The organism is Paenirhodobacter huangdaonensis (genome assembly GCF_004022465.1).
Lineage (GTDB): Bacteria > Pseudomonadota > Alphaproteobacteria > Rhodobacterales > Rhodobacteraceae > Rhodobacter > Rhodobacter huangdaonensis.
Map to the genome: position 1 here is coordinate 117,594 of NZ_SAVA01000002.1, position 18,137 is coordinate 135,730.

General features: G+C 65.2%; 13 protein-coding genes, 1 tRNA gene, 1 other RNA gene and 3 pseudogenes. 12 read left to right on the forward strand and 6 right to left on the reverse strand.

Translation table 11 applies throughout. The annotated features are described in order from the left end of the window. Nucleotides 1-52: 52 nt before the first annotated feature. Nucleotides 53-406, reverse strand: a transfer-messenger RNA (tmRNA) gene (gene ssrA / locus EOW66_RS03650). Between the two features lie 155 nt (nt 407-561). On the opposite strand from ssrA, the gene EOW66_RS03655 reads away from it, so the two are divergent. After that, nucleotides 562-1,473 (forward strand): type VI secretion system-associated protein TagO, encoded by a 912-nt coding sequence (locus EOW66_RS03655; protein ID WP_164881019.1) that lies wholly within the window; start codon nt 562-564, stop codon nt 1,471-1,473. A gap of 56 nt (nt 1,474-1,529) precedes the next feature. Here EOW66_RS03655 and EOW66_RS03660 read toward each other — a convergent pair whose 3' ends face one another. Beyond that, nucleotides 1,530-2,579 carry an ABC transporter substrate-binding protein gene (locus EOW66_RS03660; protein WP_128154939.1) on the reverse strand — a complete coding sequence of 350 codons (1,050 nt, stop codon included), beginning with the start codon at nt 2,577-2,579 and terminating at the stop codon, nt 1,530-1,532. A gap of 232 nt (nt 2,580-2,811) precedes the next feature. Here EOW66_RS03660 and EOW66_RS03665 point away from each other — a divergent pair, with 232 nt between their 5' ends. From EOW66_RS03665 to EOW66_RS03685, 5 genes are all read left to right on the forward strand, one after another. Beyond that, the gene (locus EOW66_RS03665) at nt 2,812-4,215 is read left to right on the forward strand and encodes a cryptochrome/photolyase family protein (protein ID WP_128154940.1); all 1,404 of its coding nucleotides are present in this window, start codon (nt 2,812-2,814) and stop codon (nt 4,213-4,215) included. A 76-nt stretch (nt 4,216-4,291) separates the two neighbouring features. Beyond that, on the forward strand, nt 4,292-4,768 hold the full coding sequence (locus EOW66_RS03670; protein WP_128154942.1) for a TrgA family protein: 477 nt from the start codon (nt 4,292-4,294) through the stop codon (nt 4,766-4,768). A gap of 44 nt (nt 4,769-4,812) precedes the next feature. Then, entirely contained in the window at nt 4,813-5,982 is a 1,170-nt protein-coding gene (locus EOW66_RS03675; protein WP_275402033.1) for an NUDIX domain-containing protein, read from the forward strand. Nucleotides 5,983-6,041: 59 nt separating this feature from the next. Beyond that, nucleotides 6,042-7,073 carry a cysteine synthase A gene (locus EOW66_RS03680; RefSeq protein WP_128154946.1) on the forward strand — a complete coding sequence of 344 codons (1,032 nt, stop codon included), beginning with the start codon at nt 6,042-6,044 and terminating at the stop codon, nt 7,071-7,073. Beyond that, a complete protein-coding gene (locus EOW66_RS03685) occupies nt 7,070-9,604 on the forward strand; it encodes a DUF3772 domain-containing protein (protein ID WP_128154948.1) in 2,535 nt (844 codons plus the stop codon). Before EOW66_RS03680 ends, EOW66_RS03685 begins: the two co-directional genes overlap by 4 nt. Nucleotides 9,605-9,629: 25 nt before the next feature. Here EOW66_RS03685 and EOW66_RS03690 read toward each other — a convergent pair whose 3' ends face one another. Continuing rightward, nucleotides 9,630-10,724, reverse strand: coding sequence for an AI-2E family transporter (locus EOW66_RS03690; protein WP_380711075.1), 1,095 nt, complete (start codon nt 10,722-10,724; stop codon nt 9,630-9,632). 186 nt (nt 10,725-10,910) lie between these two features. Here EOW66_RS03690 and EOW66_RS03695 point away from each other — a divergent pair. After that, nucleotides 10,911-11,000: transfer RNA gene (locus tag EOW66_RS03695), tRNA-Ser, on the forward strand. A 203-nt stretch (nt 11,001-11,203) separates the two neighbouring features. Further along, nucleotides 11,204-11,683 (forward strand): annotated as a pseudogene (locus tag EOW66_RS03700) (transposase); the annotation flags it as partial. A gap of 129 nt (nt 11,684-11,812) precedes the next feature. On the opposite strand, the gene EOW66_RS03705 reads toward EOW66_RS03700, so the two are convergent. After that, entirely contained in the window at nt 11,813-12,355 is a 543-nt protein-coding gene (locus EOW66_RS03705) for a hypothetical protein (protein ID WP_128154950.1), read from the reverse strand. Nucleotides 12,356-12,623: 268 nt separating this feature from the next. Between EOW66_RS03705 and EOW66_RS03710 the strand changes: the two are divergent. The 3 genes and pseudogenes from EOW66_RS03710 to EOW66_RS03720 all read left to right on the forward strand — a co-directional run. Continuing rightward, nucleotides 12,624-12,788 (forward strand): annotated as a pseudogene (locus EOW66_RS03710) (transposase); the annotation flags it as partial. A 265-nt stretch (nt 12,789-13,053) separates the two neighbouring features. After that, on the forward strand, nt 13,054-13,458 hold the full coding sequence (locus EOW66_RS03715; RefSeq protein ID WP_128154951.1) for a DUF3224 domain-containing protein: 405 nt from the start codon (nt 13,054-13,056) through the stop codon (nt 13,456-13,458). Between the two features lie 109 nt (nt 13,459-13,567). Then, nucleotides 13,568-14,584, forward strand: a pseudogene (locus EOW66_RS03720) (IS5 family transposase). A 96-nt stretch (nt 14,585-14,680) separates the two neighbouring features. Here the strand turns inward: EOW66_RS03720 and EOW66_RS03725 are convergent. Further along, complete coding sequence (locus EOW66_RS03725) at nt 14,681-15,448, reverse strand: AraC family transcriptional regulator (RefSeq protein ID WP_128155444.1); 768 nt, start codon at nt 15,446-15,448, stop codon at nt 14,681-14,683. A 337-nt stretch (nt 15,449-15,785) separates the two neighbouring features. On the opposite strand from EOW66_RS03725, the gene leuA reads away from it, so the two are divergent. Beyond that, a complete protein-coding gene (leuA, locus tag EOW66_RS03730; protein ID WP_128154953.1) occupies nt 15,786-17,450 on the forward strand; it encodes a 2-isopropylmalate synthase in 1,665 nt (554 codons plus the stop codon). A 338-nt stretch (nt 17,451-17,788) separates the two neighbouring features. On the opposite strand, the gene EOW66_RS03735 is transcribed toward leuA, so the two are convergent. Further along, complete coding sequence (locus tag EOW66_RS03735) at nt 17,789-18,136, reverse strand: DUF6616 family protein (RefSeq protein ID WP_128154955.1); 348 nt, start codon at nt 18,134-18,136, stop codon at nt 17,789-17,791. Nucleotide 18,137 lies beyond the last annotated feature (1 nt).

Below are 18,137 nucleotides of genomic sequence, written 5' to 3' on the forward strand. Positions count from 1 at the left end.
TGAAGAGACAATCGCAGATGGCGATTACGCAAGCGTTAAAAATAAGGGGGAAGGTGCAGGATTCTGTTGCCAGGCTCCTGCGGGCCCCGCCTTACGCGGCTAAGCGCAAGGACTTAAGTTTCGGTACTCGAACTGCTTACGCAGCCAGAGCCACCGGAGCACGGTTGTCGTTGGCAACTGTACAATTTGCACCGATGACGGTGGTAGCTCACCGAGACAAAGCAAACACCTTTAGACGTTCGTCGATCCTATTTCGGCCCCATGTGCCCCCAACGAGGGAGTTTTGGTGGAGCCGCCGGGTACCGCCCCCGGGTCCGATCCGCTTATTCTGTGCGCGTTTATGCCCATAGACCGGGTTGCCCCGGACAGCGCCAATATAGGGGGCGCGGCGGGCCGGCACAAGGGGGCGGGACGGGGCAAGGCTTGACCCGGATCACCGGGGGCAGGACAATCCCCCATCCTTTCCGGAAGACATTGAGCGGTCACATGCGCATTCGAGAGTTTCTTTTCATCACCGGCGTCGGACTGTCCTGTACGGGCATGGCAGGGGCGCAGTCGGCCGTGGAACACCATCTGTGGCAGGACGCGCGCAGCTTTGCGCCGTTCAGCCACACCGCAAGCGCGATTGTCGGGCCGATCCGGCTCTCGGGCATGGCCGAGTTCGCCACCCCCGGAAGCCGGCTGACCATGACCTTTGGCACCGGGGCGCAGGTCGAGATGGTGTCCGAAGGCGGCTATTGGCGCAGCTGGGATGTGGCCAACGACGGCAAGCAAACTGCCGAGATGTTCCGCCTTGCCGCAGATCCCGGCGCGCTGCTGAACGGCAATACCCTGTGTGGCGCTGGCGAGGGGACGACATTCGTGGTCTTCTTCGAAAGCACCATGGCGCCCGGGGGGCGGCTGCTCAACATGGATGTTTTCCGGGGGCAGACGGCGCCGGTCGACATCAACAGCCCGGGGCTGTGCGGCACCTATTCCTTTCTGGCCGAGGATCTGCCCGTGAGCCCCGCGGCGCCGGACGGCGCGGACAAGTGGCGAAGCCACAGCTCGACCAGTCCGCTCGACGACAGCAAGAGCGTCGTGCTGTCGCTGGATGCCGACAGCGGCGCCACGCGCTTTGGCGACACGATCACCTTTTACGCACGCTGCCGGTCGAACAAGACCGAGGTCTATGTCTATTGGGGCACCTATCTTGGTGACGATTCTCACGACGTCTATCAGGACTGGAAAAACGTCGTGGTCAGGGTCGGCGCCGGCAAGGCGCGCACGGAACGCTGGGGCGTCTCAACGGATTCCAAGGCAACCTTCGCGCCGGGGTGGGGCGGGGACCTGCTGAAGGAGCTGCTCGATCAGGATCGGCTGGTGCTGCAGACCATTCCCTATAACGAGGCACCGGTGACCGCGATCTTCGATATTTCCGGTTTGCGCGCGCATCTGGGCGAGCTTGCCGCGACCTGTGGCTGGAGCTTCTGAGGCCAAATGCAAAGGGGCGCCCGAAGGCGCCCCCGAACCGTCCTTGCGGGCAGGGCTCAGTAGCCCGCCTTGATCTTCTCGAACTCGGCCAGCTGCTTCTCGCGCAGCTTCGGATCGTTCGGCACCTGGGCGAGGATCGGCGCATTGATCGGGCCGAGGCCGGCGTCGAGCTTTTCCTCGTCCGAGAGCATCGCCATGCCCTTCATGTTCGAATGGCCATAGCCGATCTCGTCGATCAGCGGCTTGGCCGCTTCGGGGCGCAGCCAGGAATTCATGAAGTCATAGGCCTTCTCTTCCGAGCCGGGCGCGTTCTTCATGTTGACGTAGCCGCAGAACCAGGTCGACGAGCCTTCCTTCGCCTCGCGCTGGAAGGCGACGGGGTAGTTGTCGGCCTTGAGGTAGGCGACGCCGTCGTTCCACGACCAGGCGACGAGCACTTCGCCCGAGGCCATGATCTGCGACATCTCCGAGGGGTCTGCCCAATAGCTCTGCACGTTCTCGTTGGCCTTGCGCAGCCAGTCTGCGGCGGCCTGGAACTGTGCGTCGGTGACCTTGGTCCAGTCGGTGACGCCGGTCGCCAGATAGGCAAGCGCCCAGACGTCGTCCGACGAGTTCGGCAGCGAGGTGCGGCCCTTGTATTTCGGGTTCACGAAGACCTGCAGCGTCGCCACATCCTCGGCCGGCACCTGCTCGGGGTTGTAGGCGATCGCGGTCACGCCCCAGTCGGTCGGCAGATACCACACGCCGCCCTCATCCTTGAAGATCGGGCTGTCGAGGAACTTCGGGTCGAGGTCCTTGAACGCCGGGATCTTCGACACGTCCCAGGGCTCGATCAGGCCGGCGTCGCGGTATTTCGACACCATCTGCGAGCAGGGGTGCACGACGTCCGCCTTGAAGCCCGAAGCGACCTTCTGATAGGCCTCGTCATCGTCGCCGTAGAAGGCATAGGTCGGGCTGTCGCCGTATTTTTCCTTGTAGGTCTCGAACAGGCCGGGCACCTCGAAGCCCGCCCAGTCGAAGACGAGCAGGTCCTTGTCGGCGGCGAGCGCGGGCGCCGCCAGGACGGAGGCCGCGACACCGGCCAGGAGCAGGGAAGATTTCTTCATCAGAGCACTGTGATCCTGTATTGAGTGGATGCTGCGGGAAGCTGCGAGGGGCTTCAAAAGCGACGCTAGACCGCGGAAAACGGCACGACAAGCAAATTGTCGTGCGGCCTGCGTGTTTCGCCCGTGAGCGCGGCGCGATGCCTGCCGAAGGGGCAGTTGCCGCCGGCAGGCTTTGGGAAAGCGAACCTTCGCAAGGACTTGGAAGGCGGGATTGGTGCAGGGGGAGCGGGCGATGGGCGAAGATGGGGCGATCATCCTGTGGCTGCGGCGGGATTTCCGGCTGGCCGATCATCCAGCCCTGAGTGCCGCCGCCGCAAGCGGCCGGCCGGTGATCCCGGTCTTCGTGCTCGACCCGGGGACCGAGGCCTGGGGGGCGGCGCCGCGCTGGCGGCTGGGGGCGGCGCTTGCGGCCTTTGACGCGGCGCTCGGGCGGATCGGCGCGCGGCTGGTGCTGCGCCGGGGCGGGGCGCTCGAAACGCTTTTGGCGCTGATCGCCGAGACCGGGGCGACGGCGGTCTGCTGGAGCCGCGATCTCGATCCGGCGGCAAAGGCGCGCGACACCGCGGTCAAGGCGGCGCTGAAGGCCGCGGGCATCGCGGCGCGGTCCTTCCCGGGGCAGGTGCTGTTCGATCCCTGGACGGTCGAGACCGGGCAGGGCGGTCCCTATCGCGTCTTCACCCCCTATTGGAAGGCGGTGCGCGGGCGCGATCCGGGGGCGCCGCTGCCCGCCGTCACCGCGCTGCGCCCGCCGCACAGCTGGCCGGCGAGCGAGGCCCTTGGCGACTGGCGCCTTGGCGCGGCGATGAACCGTGGCGCGGCGGTCGTTGCGCGCCATGCACAGGTGGGCGAGGTGGCCGCGCTGGCGCGCCTTGACTGCTTCCTGCAAAGCGGCATCGAGACCTATGCCGCGCGGCGTGACCTGCCCGCCGAGCCCGGCACCTCGGGCCTGTCCGAGAACCTCGCCTGGGGCGAGATCAGCGCCCGCACCCTCTGGCACGCGGGCCGTCCCGGGATGGAGGCGGGGGCGGTGGGGGCCGAGACCTTCCTCAGGGAACTCGTCTGGCGCGACTTCGCCTGGCACCTGATGGCCCATTTCCCCGAGCTTGGGAGCCGCAACTGGCGCCCGGAGTGGGACGCCTTCCCCTGGCAGGGCGACAGCGCCGCGGCCGAGCGCTGGCGGCGCGGAGAGACCGGCGCCCCCTTCGTCGATGCCGCGATGCGCGAGCTCTTCGTCACCGGCACGATGCACAACCGCGCCCGGATGATCACGGCCTCCTATCTGACGAAGCACCTGCTGACCGACTGGCGCGTCGGGCTGGCCTGGTTCGCCGAGACGCTGATTGACTGGGATCCGGCGTCGAATGCGATGGGCTGGCAATGGGTGGCGGGATCGGGGCCCGACGCCTCGCCCTTCTTCCGCATCTTCAACCCCGAGGGGCAGGCGGCGAAGTTCGACCCGGACGGGCGCTATCGCCGGCACTATCTGGCCGCCGGCGCGCCCGGGGCGCAGGCCTTCTTCGCGGCCGCGCCGCGGTCGTGGAACCTCGACCCCGCCGCGCCGCCGCCTGCGCCGCTCGTCGATCTTGCCGCGGGCCGCGCGCGGGCGCTGGCCGCCTATCAGGCGCTGAAGGGCTGAGGCCGCTCCTCATTTGCGCCACATTCCGCTGCTAGGCATTCTTGCTTGACGAAGTGTGAATGTGACGAGGTATCCGATGCAGAGGGTGATCCTGCGCAGCTCGCGCGGAGCGCTTCCGACGGCGGCGAAGCTGGTCGCCGGGGTCGGGCTTGCGCTCACCGGCCTCTTCACCGCCTCGGCGATTCTGCCCTACCTGCCGGCCGGGACGCGGGACCAGGGAGCCGGGCTGATGTCGATGTCCTTCGGCTGGCTGATCGGCTGGCGGGTGATCGGCCGGGCGCCGCAGGCGACGATGGCCGGGGCGGCCCGTGTCGGGCTGCGCGCCGCGCTGTGGCTGGCGCTGACGGTGCTGCTCTATCTTGGTGCGCTGCAGATGATGGCGCGGATGCTGCGCGGCCGCTATCACGGGCTGAGCGAGGCCCTGACCGACGTCATCGCCCAGGGGCTCGGGCTCGGGGCGGCGGCGGTTCAGCTTGACGTGATCGCCACGCTCTTTCTGGGGGGCGTGCTTTCCGCTATCCTCTCGGCCTGGGCCGCCCGGCGCTGGCAGTGACACGCCGCCTTGCGACCCGGGCGGGGCAGGAGCAGGCGGGAACGGTGGCGGAACTTCATTTCTTTTTCGGGACTTTGTGCCATCTTCCGCTGTTGGAGCGGGTTCTCGGGCGACCGGTCGAGGCGCGCGCCGCCCATCTTCCCGGGCACGAGGCGCGCGTCGCGCTTGATGCCCGGGGCGAGGAGCTGTCCTTCCCGATGCTGGTGCCGGGGCGCGCCGGGGTGCCGGGCCTCGTGGCCGAGATCGCGCCCGCCGAGGTGCCGCGGCTCGACTTTTACGAGGCGGGCTATCACGCCGACCCGGTCGAGGTCGCGCTTGCGGAGGGCGGCCGGGTGACGGCGCGCAGCTACCTCGAGGGCGCGGCGCACTGGCAGCCCGGCGCGCCCTGGGATCTCGACGTCTGGCGCGACCGCTGGGGTGAGACGGTGACCGAGGCCGTTGCCGAATACATGGCATTGCGGGGCGTGCTGCCGCTCGAGGCGGCGATCCGCCGCTATCCGCTGATCCTCGTGCGCGCCGCCTCGCGGCTCAGGGCGCGGGTGCCGCGCCCGGCGACGCTGCGCCGGGTGCCGCAGCCCGGCGACATCGAGATCGAGGCGCTCGAGCGGCCCTACACGAAATTCTTCGCGGTCGAGGATTACACTCTGCGCCACCGCACCTTCGGCGGCGCAATGAGTGCGCCGCTCGAACGTGCGGCCTTCGTCTCGGGCGATGCCACGGTGGTGCTGCCCTATGACCCGGTGCGCGACCGGGTGCTGCTGGTCGAGCAGTTCCGCACCGGCCCGCTGGCCCGCGGCGATGCGAACCCCTGGTGCCTCGAGCCGATCGCCGGTCGGGTCGACGCCGGCGAGACGCCCGAGACCGCGGCGCGGCGCGAGGCAGAGGAAGAGGCGGGACTCACCCTCTCGCGGCTGATCGCGGCCCCGCGTTTCTATCCGTCGGTGGGGGCGAAGAGCGAATATCTTTTCACCTATCTCGGCCTCGCGGACCTGCCCGATGGCAGCGCCCGCATCGGCGGGATCGAGGCGGAAGGCGAGGACATCCGTTCGCATCTGATCTCCTTTGACGGGCTGATGTCCCTGATCGAGACCGGCGAGGCGGAAAACGCGCCGCTTGTCGTGCTGGCGCTGTGGCTGGCGCGGCTGCGCCCGGGGCTGCGGGCCGAGGCGGCGGGGGGTGCCGGCGCGGGCGAGGCGACCTCCGACGGGGCTTGAGGCGGCCGCGGTTGCGGCCTAAGTCTGGGCTTCTGATTTCACTGCGCGAGGATATGGGCATGACCATCTGCAAGGATCTGGCCGCGGCCGTGGGCAACACGCCGCTGATCCGGCTTCGGAAAGCGTCGGAGATCACCGGCTGCGACATCCTCGCCAAGGCCGAGTTCATGAACCCGGGCCAGTCGGTCAAGGACCGCGCCGCGCTGTTCATCATCCGTGACGCGATCGCCAAGGGGCAGCTGAAGCCCGGCGGCACGATCGTCGAGGGCACGGCGGGCAACACCGGCATCGGGCTTGCGCTGGTCGGCGCCTCGATGGGCTTTCGCACGGTGATCGTGATCCCCGAGACGCAGAGCCAGGAAAAGAAGGACATGCTGCGCCTTGCCGGCGCCGAGCTGGTGCAGGTGCCGGCGGCGCCCTATTCGAACCCGAACAACTTCGTGCGCTATTCCGAGCGGCTGGCGAAGGAACTCGCCAAGACCGATCCGAACGGGGTGATCTGGGCGAACCAGTTCGACAACGTGGCGAACCGGCAGGCGCATATCGAGACCACCGGCCCCGAGATCTGGGCGCAGACCCAGGGCCGGGTGCACGGCTATGTCGCCTCGGTCGGCTCGGGTGGCACCTTCGCCGGCACCGGCATGGCGCTGCAGCCGAAAGGGGTGAAGATCGCTCTTGCCGACCCCGACGGGGCGTCGCTGCACAGCTACTACACCACCGGCGTGCTGAAGGCCGAGGGCTCGTCGATCACCGAAGGCATCGGGCAGGCGCGGATCACGAAGAACCTCGAGGGCTTCACCCCCGACATGAGCTTCAACATCCATGACGACGAGGCGCTGCCGGTGGTCTTCGACCTGCTCTCGGAAGAGGGGCTGTGCGTCGGCGGCTCGTCGGGGATCAACGTCGCGGGCGCGATCCACATGGCGCGCGAGATGGGGCCGGGGCACACCATCGTCACCATCCTGTGCGACTACGGCAACCGCTACCAGTCGAAGCTGTTCAACCCGGCCTTCCTGAAGGGCAAGGGGCTGCCGGTGCCGGCCTGGCTCGACGGTCCGGGCCGCGCCGTGCCGGAGGTGTTCGAGGGATGATCCTGCGGTTCCTGCGCCTCTGGCTTGTGGTGATGCTGTTCGCGCTGCCGCTGGCCGCGCAGGAACCCGACACCCCCGATTACAAAAGCTGGAACAAGACGGCGACCACCGCCGAGCAGACGGTGTCCGATGCCAAGCTCTCGGACACCAAGCTGTCCGAGCTGCGCGCCGAGATGGTGCAGTGGCGCACCACCTTCACCGATGCGCAGGGGGTGAACGCCGACCAGATCGCCACGGTGAAAAGCCAGATCGCCTCGCTTGGCGATCTGCCGGCCGAGGGCCAGACCGAGGACCCCGCGATCGCCAAGCGCCGCGCCGAGCTTGCCGATACGCTGGCCAAGCTGCAGGCGCCGGGCATCACCGCGGGCGAGGCCGCAACGCGCGCCGACAGCATCATCCGCACCATCGACAAGCTGGTGCGCGAGCGCCAGGCGGTCAAGCTGTTGCGGCTTTCGCCCTCGGCGCTGAACCCGGTGAACTGGACCGACGGGCTCTCGCTCTTCCGCTGGATGGGGGCGTGGATCTACGACGAGACGGTGTGGCGCTTCACCCAGCCCACGAATTACGACACGCTGCGCAACAGCGCGCCGCTGATCGCGGTGCTGGTGATCCTCTCGGGCATCCTGATGCTGCGCGGCAGCCGCTGGATGCTGGGCATGACCCGCTGGCTGCTGGGCAAGACCGCCATGCGCGGGCGCAACCTGATCTCGGGCTTCGTCTCGCTTGGCCAGGTGCTCTTGCCCTTCATCGGGGCGGTGCTGCTCGTCACCGCGCTGCAGCTCAGCTCGCTCTTCGGGCCGATCCTGATGGAGCTGTTCCGCGAGCTGCCGGTGGTGCTGCTGCTCATCGTCACCGCCTGGTGGCTGGGCAGCCGCGTCTTCCCGGGCCAGCCGGGCGCGGAAAGCGCGCTTGGCCTTGCCGAGGAAGGCCGCGCCGAGGGCCGCTTCCACGTGGTGATGATGGGGGTGGCCGTCGGGCTTGAGTATCTGGTGATCAACTGGATCACGCCGCGGGCCGAGGATTTCCTCGGCGGCGCGGGGGTGATGGCCTCGGACAAGGCGCAGGCGGTGGCGGCACGCGCCGATGCCGCGATCTCGGTGTTGCAGGCGCCGCTGCAGGTCTTTGCCGGGCTGATGCTGTTCCGCGTCGGCCAGCTCGTGCGCCGGCAGCTGAAGATCATGCGGGCGCAGGACGACGACGCGGCGTTCCGGCTGAACCTGATGCGCTGGATCGCGAATGTGCTGATCCTGATCGGCCTCGCCGGGCCGGTGCTCGGTCTGATCGGCTATGTCAGCGCCGCGAATGCGCTGATCTGGCCGGCGATCACCTCGCTTGGCCTGATCGGCATCGTCGCCGTGCTGCAGGGCTTCGTGGCCGAGCTCTGGGTGGTTCTCACCCGCTCCGAGGAGCGCCGGCGCGAGGCGCTGGTGCCGGTGCTGGCGGGCTTCGTGCTGACGCTGGCCGCGCTGCCGCTCTTCGCGCTGATCTGGGGCGCGCGGCGCGAGGACCTGATGGAGCTGTGGACGCAGTTCCGCAATGGCTTCGACCTCGGCGGGGTGAAGATCTCGCCCACCATCTTCCTGACCCTCGTGGTGATCTTCACCCTCGGCTACACGGTCACGCGGCTGGTGCAGGGGGCGCTGAAAAGCTCGATCCTGCCGAAGACCTCGCTCGACCGCGGCGGTCAGAACGCGATCGTCTCGGGCATCGGCTACATCGGCATCTTCCTGTCGGCGGTGCTTGCGATCTCGGCGGCGGGGATCGACCTCAGCTCGCTTGCGATCGTCGCCGGTGCGCTGTCGGTTGGTGTCGGCTTCGGCCTGCAGACCATCGTGCAGAACTTCGTCTCGGGCATCATCCTGCTGATCGAGCGGCCGATTTCCGAGGGCGACTGGATCCAGGTCGGCTCCCAGCAGGGCATCGTCAAGGCGATTACCGTGCGCTCGACCCGGATCGAGACCTTCGACCGTTCCGAGGTGATCGTGCCGAACGCCGATCTGATCAGCGGTCAGGTGACGAACTGGACGCGGGCGAACAAGACCGGGCGGCTGATCGTGCCGGTGGGCGTGGCCTATGGCACCGACACCCGCAAGGTGGCGCGGATCCTGCAGGAGATCGCCGAGGCGCATCCGCTGGTGATGATGAACCCCGAGCCCTTCGTGCTGTTCACCGAATTCGGCGCCGACAGCCTGAACTTCGAGATCCGCGCGATCCTGTCGGACGTGAACTTCACCGTCCGCGTGCGCTCGGAGATCAACCACCAGATCAACGCCCGCTTCGTCGAGGAGGGGATCGAGATCCCCTTCGCGCAGCGCGACATCTGGCTGCGCAACCCCGAGGCGCTGACGCGGGCCGGGCAGGGGGGCACGGCTGCTGCGCCGGTGGCCGGGGCCGGGGCGGCGGTGCCGCATGGCGTGGTGCCTTCGGAACCCGCACAGCCCGTCGCCCCGCCCACCGACCCGCTCGATGCCGGGCGCGACGCGGTGACGCTCTCGGACAACGACGGTGCCGAGGAAGGCGACAGCCGCTGAGACCGGGCAGCGCCGGGCGGCGGGATCACTCGCTGTCCGGCCGCCCCTCGCGCGACAGGATCACCGCGAGCGGGCGCAGGGTCTGCGACTGAGCGCAGACGATCATCAGCGCGACCATGATCGGCACCGCGAGGAACATCCCCGGCAGCCCCCACACCGCCCCCCAGAAGGCGAGCGAGATGATGATGCCGAAGCTCGACAGCCGCAGTGCGTGGCCCATCAGCATCGGGTCGATGATGTTGCCGATGACGAATTGCAGCGCGCCGCAGATCGCGAAGACGGTCAGCGCCGCAGCGGTGTCCTGGCTCAGGATATAGGCGGCAAGCCCGGCAATCACGGTGGCGATGATCGAACCGATCGAGGGGATGAAGTTCAGCGCGAAGGTCAGCACCGCGACCGGCAGCGCCAGCTCGTAGCCGCCGGCGGTGAACACCCCCCAGACCGCCGCGCCGGTGACCGCCGAGACCGCGGCCTTGACCAGCAGATAGTGGTTCACCCGCCGCATGATCCGCGCCACCGTGCGCTCGACATTGCGCGCGCTTTCCGGGCTGCCCATCAGGTTCTCGAGTTTCGCGGGAAACCAGATCCGTTCGGCAAAGAGAAAGCCGACGAAGAGGATCACCAGCACCGCGGCCGAGAGCAGGTTCGAGGCCTGCCCGGCCAGCGTGCTGAGATAGCCCGCGATCTCGATCTTCTGGATCGATTCGAGCACCGCCTGCTCGACATCCGCGCCCATCCAGCCGAACAGGCTCGCCAGCGCGCGCTGCGCAGGGCCGGCATAGGCGACGGCCATCGTCACCACCTCGTTCGCCTGGGCGAGCAGCACCGCGGTGGCGGTGAGCAGCCCCGAGGCGATCAGCGCGAGCGCGACGATCGAGGCCAGCCAGCTCGGCACCCGCAACGGCCCGATCCGCACCCTCCCGATCGCCGCGATCGCCTCGGAGGTGAGCGAAAACAGGATGATCGCGATGGCGAGCGAGATCAGCACGAAACGCGCCTGCACCAGCAAGAACAGCACGAGCGCAAAGGCGATGATGCCGAGCAGCATGTTCGACAGCCGCCAGGCGTCGCGCATCTTCTCGCTGCGGACGGTCTGGCCAGGCTCGACGGGCAGCTGCATGGGATTTCCTTCGCGCGGATCGGAGTGAGGGGCGCTGCCAGCCTAGGCACTGGCCGGGGCCGAGGCAAGCGCGGGCGGCCGCACCGCCCCGGTTTGCCGGCCCGGCCCGGGGGGCCTGGCGCGGCGGTTTCGGAAGGTGACGGAGCCTCTTGCATCCGCCCCGGCTTTGCGGCTAGACACGGCCCCGGACGGGTGGCCGAGTGGTCGAAGGCGCACGCCTGGAAAGTGTGTAGGCGGGGAACCGTCTCGTGGGTTCGAATCCCATCCCGTCCGCCAGCCTCGCCGATTTCCATCTATGATCCGGTATTGCCGCCGGTCACCGCACACCACCGTGCTGTATCGCGAGCCGCCGATTCTACGCTATCGCCCGATGCCTGCATGCCTGAAACTTGACCGAGCGTAGACTCCTCCTCTTCGGGGCAGGGCCCATTGATTTCAGGCGTCTGGCATGTTTCAGGCTCCGCAAGGAGATCGGGCCGATGCGCAATCTTTACTGGCTGAGCGGCGCCCAGATGGAGCGTCTGAAGCCGTTCGTCGGGAAAACAGTCCCCCGGACTGTTTTCTGATCCGCCTCACTCCCCAAGAGCCATGGCAAGCCCCGCGTCGATGATCGTCGCGCCCTCAGTGGCACAATCTTCATCAATCGCAATGGGTTGCGCTGGTATGGCGCGCCGAAGGGATACGGCCGGGCCAGAGCCCTCTACAACCGTTGGAAGCGCCGGAGCGACAATGGCGTCTTCGCCCGGATTATGGTCGGCCTCGCTGCCGAAAGCGCCGAACACAAGACGACCATGATCGACGTGACCTATCGCAAGGCATACCGCGCGGCGTCGAGCCCGCAGGGCAAAAAGCGGGGGCGCGGATGCCAGATCGGGCGAACCAAAGGTGGGACGAACACCAAACTGCACGCTGTCGCCGATGTGAAGGGGTGGCCGATCGGGTTTTACATGTCGCCCGGCCACCCGATACTCTGGTGCCCGGAGACGTTCTTTTCCGAGATCATGCCCGCCGCAATTGACTGGTTCTGGCCATGATCCGGAACGAGTCCTGAGTCTAATATTTCAAGCGCCTTCTCGCCCTGTTTTATATCATGATCTGCGCGTGGGAAAATTATGACTTCTTTCTGGGTTTACAACGAGATCAAATGACATCACGGTCAGTGCCGGCCATCCAACGGTAATCACGAAGAGCTTCAGCCAGCCCGGCATTCCACTCATTCGAGTTCCTTTGCTCAGGTAGAATATATCGTGAGATGGAAAAAGAATGGGTACCATGTAGGTGCTGAAAACTATTAGGGCTGCGAGAATAGCTGTACGCGTTTCAACAGGATGCGATGCGAGAGACAACGCAACCAACAGGCGTCGAACTATCAATATTATCATCAAAGCCGCGCAAATCAATGAAAGGAAAAACGATAACAGTAAATGTTCTCCATAACCGCCGGCGGAGCTGTTGTATAAGATGCTGTTGCTCATTTTCGTCGTGTCCGCTACAAATCCAGACCACTGCAATGCGCTAATTTCACGAACGTCGACAATGTAAAAATTATTTGCGTGCATAGTGAAAATAAAAAGCCACACTATAAGTATTATTCTATAGGGCCACTTATAGCTTTGATCGATATTTTCCATCACGTTGACTCCCGGTATGTTCGTACGCTACCCATGAGCCAGACAAAATCACTTGGCGGGCTTTCGTGTGCCATGGCTTTGAACCGCTATTGCGACAGATGTGTTGCGTCGGCGGTGCTCGCGTCAAGGGCATTGACACTCGCCTGCGGCAGAATTTGAAGCTGACGCCTGGTCACCCGTGGTTTTCTGCGGCGACGGCAACCTGGGCTCAGGCCCTATTGATTCCATGCGTCTGGCATGAGTCAGGCTCCGCAAGGAGACCTGATCGATGAGTAATAATTTCCGGCTGAGCGACGCCCAGTGAGAGCGTCTCAAACCGTTTTTTCCGAAGAGCCATGGCAAGCTTCGCGTCGATGATCGTCGCGTCCTAAGCGGCACCGTCTTCATCAATCGAAATGGGGTGTGGTGGCGCGATGCGCCGGAGGAACACGGCTAGGCCAAGGCCCTCTACCGCATCGCCGCCAGAGGCCCCGATCGCCAGACCGCGGAAATCCGGATCCGTATCCAGTGATGAACCGCTTCGCGGCCCTCGGAACGGCCGAGATCGTCTGCGTTCTCCGTGGCTGAAGGGAACGGGGAAATCATGCCTGAGGCCGGCGTTGTGCAACGACGCCATTGATAAGGAAGGCGTGAGAACATTATGGGAGCATATGCTCCCTGATCGGTGTGCACATTGAGAAATGAACTGAAGATTTGTCGTGAGAGCGGACGCTACCTTTTCAGCTGATGGATTTCAGCCAGCGAACCTCTCCCCGCAGCCCTCAATCGAAACTGCCCTGCCGGTTTCTGTTGCCGTTATGGTGAAGCATTTCTTCGGAGAGATTGACGGCACGTCTGCCACAATCTTCACTTCTGCCTTCGATCATTCCAAGAAGATGGGCACCTACGTCGCGATGGAGAGTTTCGAAGGCGACGTTCAAGGGAAGTTCGGTTCTTTCAATTTTATCCATTCAGCATCTACCATCAGTGGAAGCCGTGAAGACGAAATGTTCCGCATCGTCGATGGAAGCGGCATTCGCGATTTTCTGGGCATTCCCGGTTCCGGGGGAATTGCCGTCGATGAAGATGGCACCCATCGGATTTGGTTAGAATACCAGATCTGAGTTCAGTGAGTTTGCTGTCAACTGAACTCAATTTGGGTCGTCAGGAGGTTCTGTTGCCCCAATCCCGCCGGGGATTCATCTCTTGCAAGCAGCGTGGTCGCTGGGATGCATGAGCAGACCTGCATCCCCGACCTGCAGGACCAGGAACTGGGCCGCCTGCAATGGCGCGCTCAGACGCCGGGGCTCGCTGACGATCTGGTTCGACCCGGCCATGAACCGGGATAGCGTGCCGACAGGCAGGCGCGGCCGACAGCCGACCTGCAGCGATGCCGCCAGCCAGACCTGCCCGACGAGGAAGATCCTGTTCGGCATGGCCCTGCGGCAAGCAACCGGCTGCGTCGAAAGCCTGTTGCACCTGGTCGACGTCGATTGGACGGTCCCCGGCTTCAGCACGCTGTCTCGCCGCCAGAAGACCCCCGCCGTGAACATCCCGTATCGTGGGGCGAAGGGGCCGCTGCACCGGTTGATCGATAGCCCTGGCATCAAGGTCGAGGGCGAAGGCGAGGGGCACGCCCGCAAGCATGGCGGCCCGCAACGGCGCGTCTGGCTTCAGATTCACCTCGGCATCGACGAGCAGACGCTGGCGGTCCGGGCCGTCGAGATCACCGAAAGCCATGTCGGCGCCGCGCCGGTCTTGCCCGACCTTCTCGGCCAGATCCCCGAGGGCCAGGAGATCCGCCGCGCCATCGCCGATGGCGCCCATGACAGGCGCTAATGCCACGATGCCGGTGCCGAGCGCGACGCACATGCCGTTATCCCGCCCCGCGGGAATGCCAAACCGTGGAAGATCACCAACTGCTGGTGCGGTCGCGCGAAACGAGGCGCTGCGGGCATCAAAATACCTCGGCGGCGCCCTCTGGTGACGATCGAGCGGATATCACCGCAGGAGCCGCGCCGGGATATGAGGAGGATCAGAAAATGATCCGGGGGATCGTTTTCCCGACGATTGGATGCACTGTGTGAAACGGCTCGGCCAGCGGCTCATGGCGCGGGACGTCGACCGCCAAGTTGCCGAGCTCCAGGTCTGCATCATTCGTCCGCGTCGCTCGGACCGATGGCTCGACATGGCTCATTCCTGAATGGCTGCACCGCTCTCGGTATCCCTGTCACAGAGGCCGCGGGATAGGTCTGCGCGAGGGAAGGGGGACCTCGACCATCACACGATCTCTGCAACAGAGCCATCAGGACGGACACCTATTGCCTTTGGCATACCAGCACCGGCTCACCCCCCTTTGATCGCCGCAGGGCTTGCAAAATACTCGCTCGGTGATCTTCCAAGAGAACGGCGGAACATCGCGGAAAAGGCACTTGGGCTGTCATAACCGCAAGCGAGGGCGACATTCAAAATCGACTGCCCTTCCGCCAATAATGACAGCGCATGCAATAAACGCGCCTGCTGTCGCCAGTGGGCAAAACTCACGCCGACCTCGCGCCGGAAGAGCCGCATGAAGCTCGATCTGCTCATATGAAGTGCGCCGGCGGCTTCCTCCAGAGCGACGGCGCGGGCAGGATCGTTCTGTATCCATTGGCAGAAACGCGCGAGTTTCGCGTGTCGGGGAAACGGCAGGTTGAGCGGCTCCACGGGCAGGAAGGACAATTCCAGCAGCAGTAGCCGGGTGACGGCGCGTTCGAATTCCGCGCCCCGTGGCCTTTCGGCGAGCGCGGCAAGCCGAAGGATCAGCTCGCGCAACAATGGCGTTACCTCCACCACTGCGCAAACGCCGGGGATCCCTTTCACCTCGGCCGGGTCGATCAGCAATGCGCGAAACTGCACGGCGGCATGGCTTTTTGTCTCGTGCTCGATGCCCGCCGGCACCCAAACGGCCCGACTCGGTGGAACGACCCATGTGCCGTCCGCCGTTGTGACGGAAACAACGCCGCTGATCGCATAAATGAGTTGCGCCTGCTGGTGCGTATGGCGCGCGCTGGCGAAGCAGTGCGCGTCTCGGCTGACGACAACGATCCGATCGGTGGCGGTTTTCTCCGGCATTCCCGGTTTGATCCTTTTGCGACGATGAATGCCACTTGCGCGCAAGAGTATCATGCTTGCCGAAGATATGGTAGCGCCAGTCCGGAATAGGTCTTTGTGTCTTCCCATGTTTGCAATCGCCCGCCTCATCAGCCGTCAAATCCAGCCGCGCTTCGCGGCGCGGGCGGCTGGTGAGCTGCCCTGGGCGAGCATCTGCGCCCGGTTCGATCCACCGCGGGGGCAGTAGCTCCTTGCCGCCGCGCCGCGACTTACAGCTGGTCGCCAGGACTGACGGCATCCTGGCGGCCGTATGCAGCCGCGCCCGCTTTCTCCTTTTCGCGTGCAACGGAAATCACTCATGTTGAAAAACCCGGAAACCAAATACCGTCCCTTCATCGCGCCTGTCGATCTGCCGGATCGGCAATGGCCGTCGCGGCGCCTGACCGTAGCGCCACGCTGGCTGTCCACCGACCTGCGCGACGGCAACCAGGCGCTGGCCAATCCGATGGGCGTGGAACGCAAGCAGCGCTTCTACGACATGCTGGTCGCGATCGGTTTCAAGGAAATCGAGATCGCCTTTCCCTCGGCGTCGCAGACCGAATTCGACTTCGTTCGCCGGCTGATTGAGGGGGACAGAATTCCGGATGATGTGACGATTCAGGTTCTGACCCAATCGCGGACGGATCTGATCGCCCGGACCTTTGAATCGCTGGACGGTGCCCACCACGCCATTGTCCATCTCTATAATGCCACGGCGCCGCTGTTCCGGCGTGTGGTCTTCGGCATGGAGCGAGATGAAATCGTTGATCTGGCGGTCACGGGCGTCACCGCGATGCTCGAGGAGAGCCTGAAACGCCCCGAGACCGCCTGGACTTTCGAGTATTCGCCTGAGACCTTCTGCTTCACGGAGCCCGACTTCGCGCTCGACATCTGCGAGCGTGTGCTTGACGTGTGGCAGCCCACCCCCGAACGCCCGGCAATTCTGAACCTGCCGGCGACGGTCGAAGTCGCGATGCCGAACGTCTATGCCGATCAGATCGAATGGTTCTGCCGCCACATCTCGCGGCGGGATGCGGTCGTCATCAGCGTTCATCCCCACAATGATCGTGGCACAGGAGTCGCTGCGGCCGAGCAGGCACTGCTTGCCGGTGCGGATCGCGTAGAAGGCTGCCTGTTCGGCAATGGCGAGCGAACCGGAAACGTGGATCTCGTGACCACGGCGCTGAACTTCTACACGCAGGGGATTGATCCCGGCCTGTCCTTCCCGGCGATGCGCCAGGTCGTGGAAGCTGTCGAGCATTGCAACGGCATCCCTGTTCATCCCAGGCATCCCTATGCCGGAGAACTGGTGCATACGGCCTTTTCCGGATCGCATCAGGACGCCATCCGCAAGGGGTTCGTCGCGCAGGAACAGCGCAACGAAGGCATATGGGAGATGCCGTATCTGCCGATAGATCCGGTGGATATCGGCGAGACCTACGAGGCCGTCATCCGTGTCAACAGCCAGTCCGGCAAGGGCGGCGTCGCCTGGGTCATAGAGCAGGATCGGGGCCTGAAGCTGCCCAAGCGTATGCAGTCAGATTTCAGCGCGCAGGTGCAGAAGCTGGCCGACCATATCGGACGTGAACTCGACGCCGCTGACATCTGGCAGTGCTTTGAGAACGGCTATTTGCCACGTCCGACCGATCGGTTCGTGCTCGTGGATTACGAGGAGACCGGGCCGGCGGGGCAGCGGTTGTTCGTGGGCCGCATCGCCGTCGACGGAGGGCTCTGCTCTCTCTCCGGGCGAGGCAATGGCCTGGTCTCCAGGGTTGTGGCCGCACTCGAGGAAGCGGGCGGTCCTTTGGTGGACGTTGCTGACTACCAGGAACACGCCATCGGTCACGGCGTCAGCGCGCAAGCGGCAGCCTATGTCGAATGCCGCACAACGGATGGCCGAACGGTGTTCGGCGCGGGCATTGATCCCGATGTTGCCACGGCATCCGTCCGGGCGCTTTTGAGTGCCGCCAACAACATGGGGTAGGGTGTTGCGCCCTGACTTACGAACGCAGCCGGAGTGAAAGGCAGTCGCTATGGAGATGGTCGACAAAATGCGACAGGTCCGGCTCGCGCCGGGCGCTCACCGCATCGACCGGAACAAGGTCTCGTCCGTGCGCGCCAACGAGTTCGCGGCTGACCGCTTCGTCGTCGACACCGTTCACACCGCCACCCCCGCCAACTGCCAGCTGCAACAGCCTATGCGCTGCTGCTTGCCACGATGGAGGCGGCGAGGGAGGCGGCCAAAGGATACCGCCGGCACCACGCCCTCGCGCCAAGCGGAATGACCAAGGCGATCTGCTCGAAGATATCTTCCTGTCTTGGCTACCGCTGCGCGGCTTCGCTGAGCTGCGCGAGATGGCCGGCCAGATCGGTTGCGTCGCCACCGGCATTGACGGTTTCGAAATAGTCGTGCCAGCCCGATTGCGCGATGCCGGACACGAGCGCGTCGAGCGCCGCGTCGTCGGGGCAGCGCCACACTGCAAAGAATGTCTGTGGCGCGGCATGCAGTTTGGTCTGATCGACCTTGCCCAGAGCAAGAGCCTCCACCCCGAGGGAAGATAAGGCAGGCATAGCGGAACCGATGGCTGCAAGGAACCGTTGGCGCTCCTCGGCAGAGAGGCCCAGCCATGCCGGTTTCGGCGTGTAGAGCTCGGCGAGATAGTGGGGCATG

Bases quoted from the DNA above. Each gene is read 5' to 3' on its own strand.
- EOW66_RS03690 (WP_380711075.1), bottom strand. From the start codon at position 10,724: ATGCAGCTGCCCGTCGAGCCTGGCCAGACCGTCCGCAGCGAGAAGATG.
- EOW66_RS03665 (WP_128154940.1), top strand. From the start codon at position 2,812: ATGGGCGAAGATGGGGCGATCATCCTGTGGCTGCGGCGGGATTTCCGG.
- EOW66_RS03705 (WP_128154950.1), bottom strand. From the start codon at position 12,355: ATGGAAAATATCGATCAAAGCTATAAGTGGCCCTATAGAATAATACTT.
- EOW66_RS03670 (WP_128154942.1), top strand. From the start codon at position 4,292: ATGCAGAGGGTGATCCTGCGCAGCTCGCGCGGAGCGCTTCCGACGGCG.
- EOW66_RS03680 (WP_128154946.1), top strand. From the start codon at position 6,042: ATGACCATCTGCAAGGATCTGGCCGCGGCCGTGGGCAACACGCCGCTG.
- EOW66_RS03735 (WP_128154955.1), bottom strand. From the start codon at position 18,136: ATGCCCCACTATCTCGCCGAGCTCTACACGCCGAAACCGGCATGGCTG.
- leuA (WP_128154953.1), top strand. From the start codon at position 15,786: ATGTTGAAAAACCCGGAAACCAAATACCGTCCCTTCATCGCGCCTGTC.
- EOW66_RS03660 (WP_128154939.1), bottom strand. From the start codon at position 2,579: ATGAAGAAATCTTCCCTGCTCCTGGCCGGTGTCGCGGCCTCCGTCCTG.
- EOW66_RS03725 (WP_128155444.1), bottom strand. From the start codon at position 15,448: ATGCCGGAGAAAACCGCCACCGATCGGATCGTTGTCGTCAGCCGAGAC.
- EOW66_RS03685 (WP_128154948.1), top strand. From the start codon at position 7,070: ATGATCCTGCGGTTCCTGCGCCTCTGGCTTGTGGTGATGCTGTTCGCG.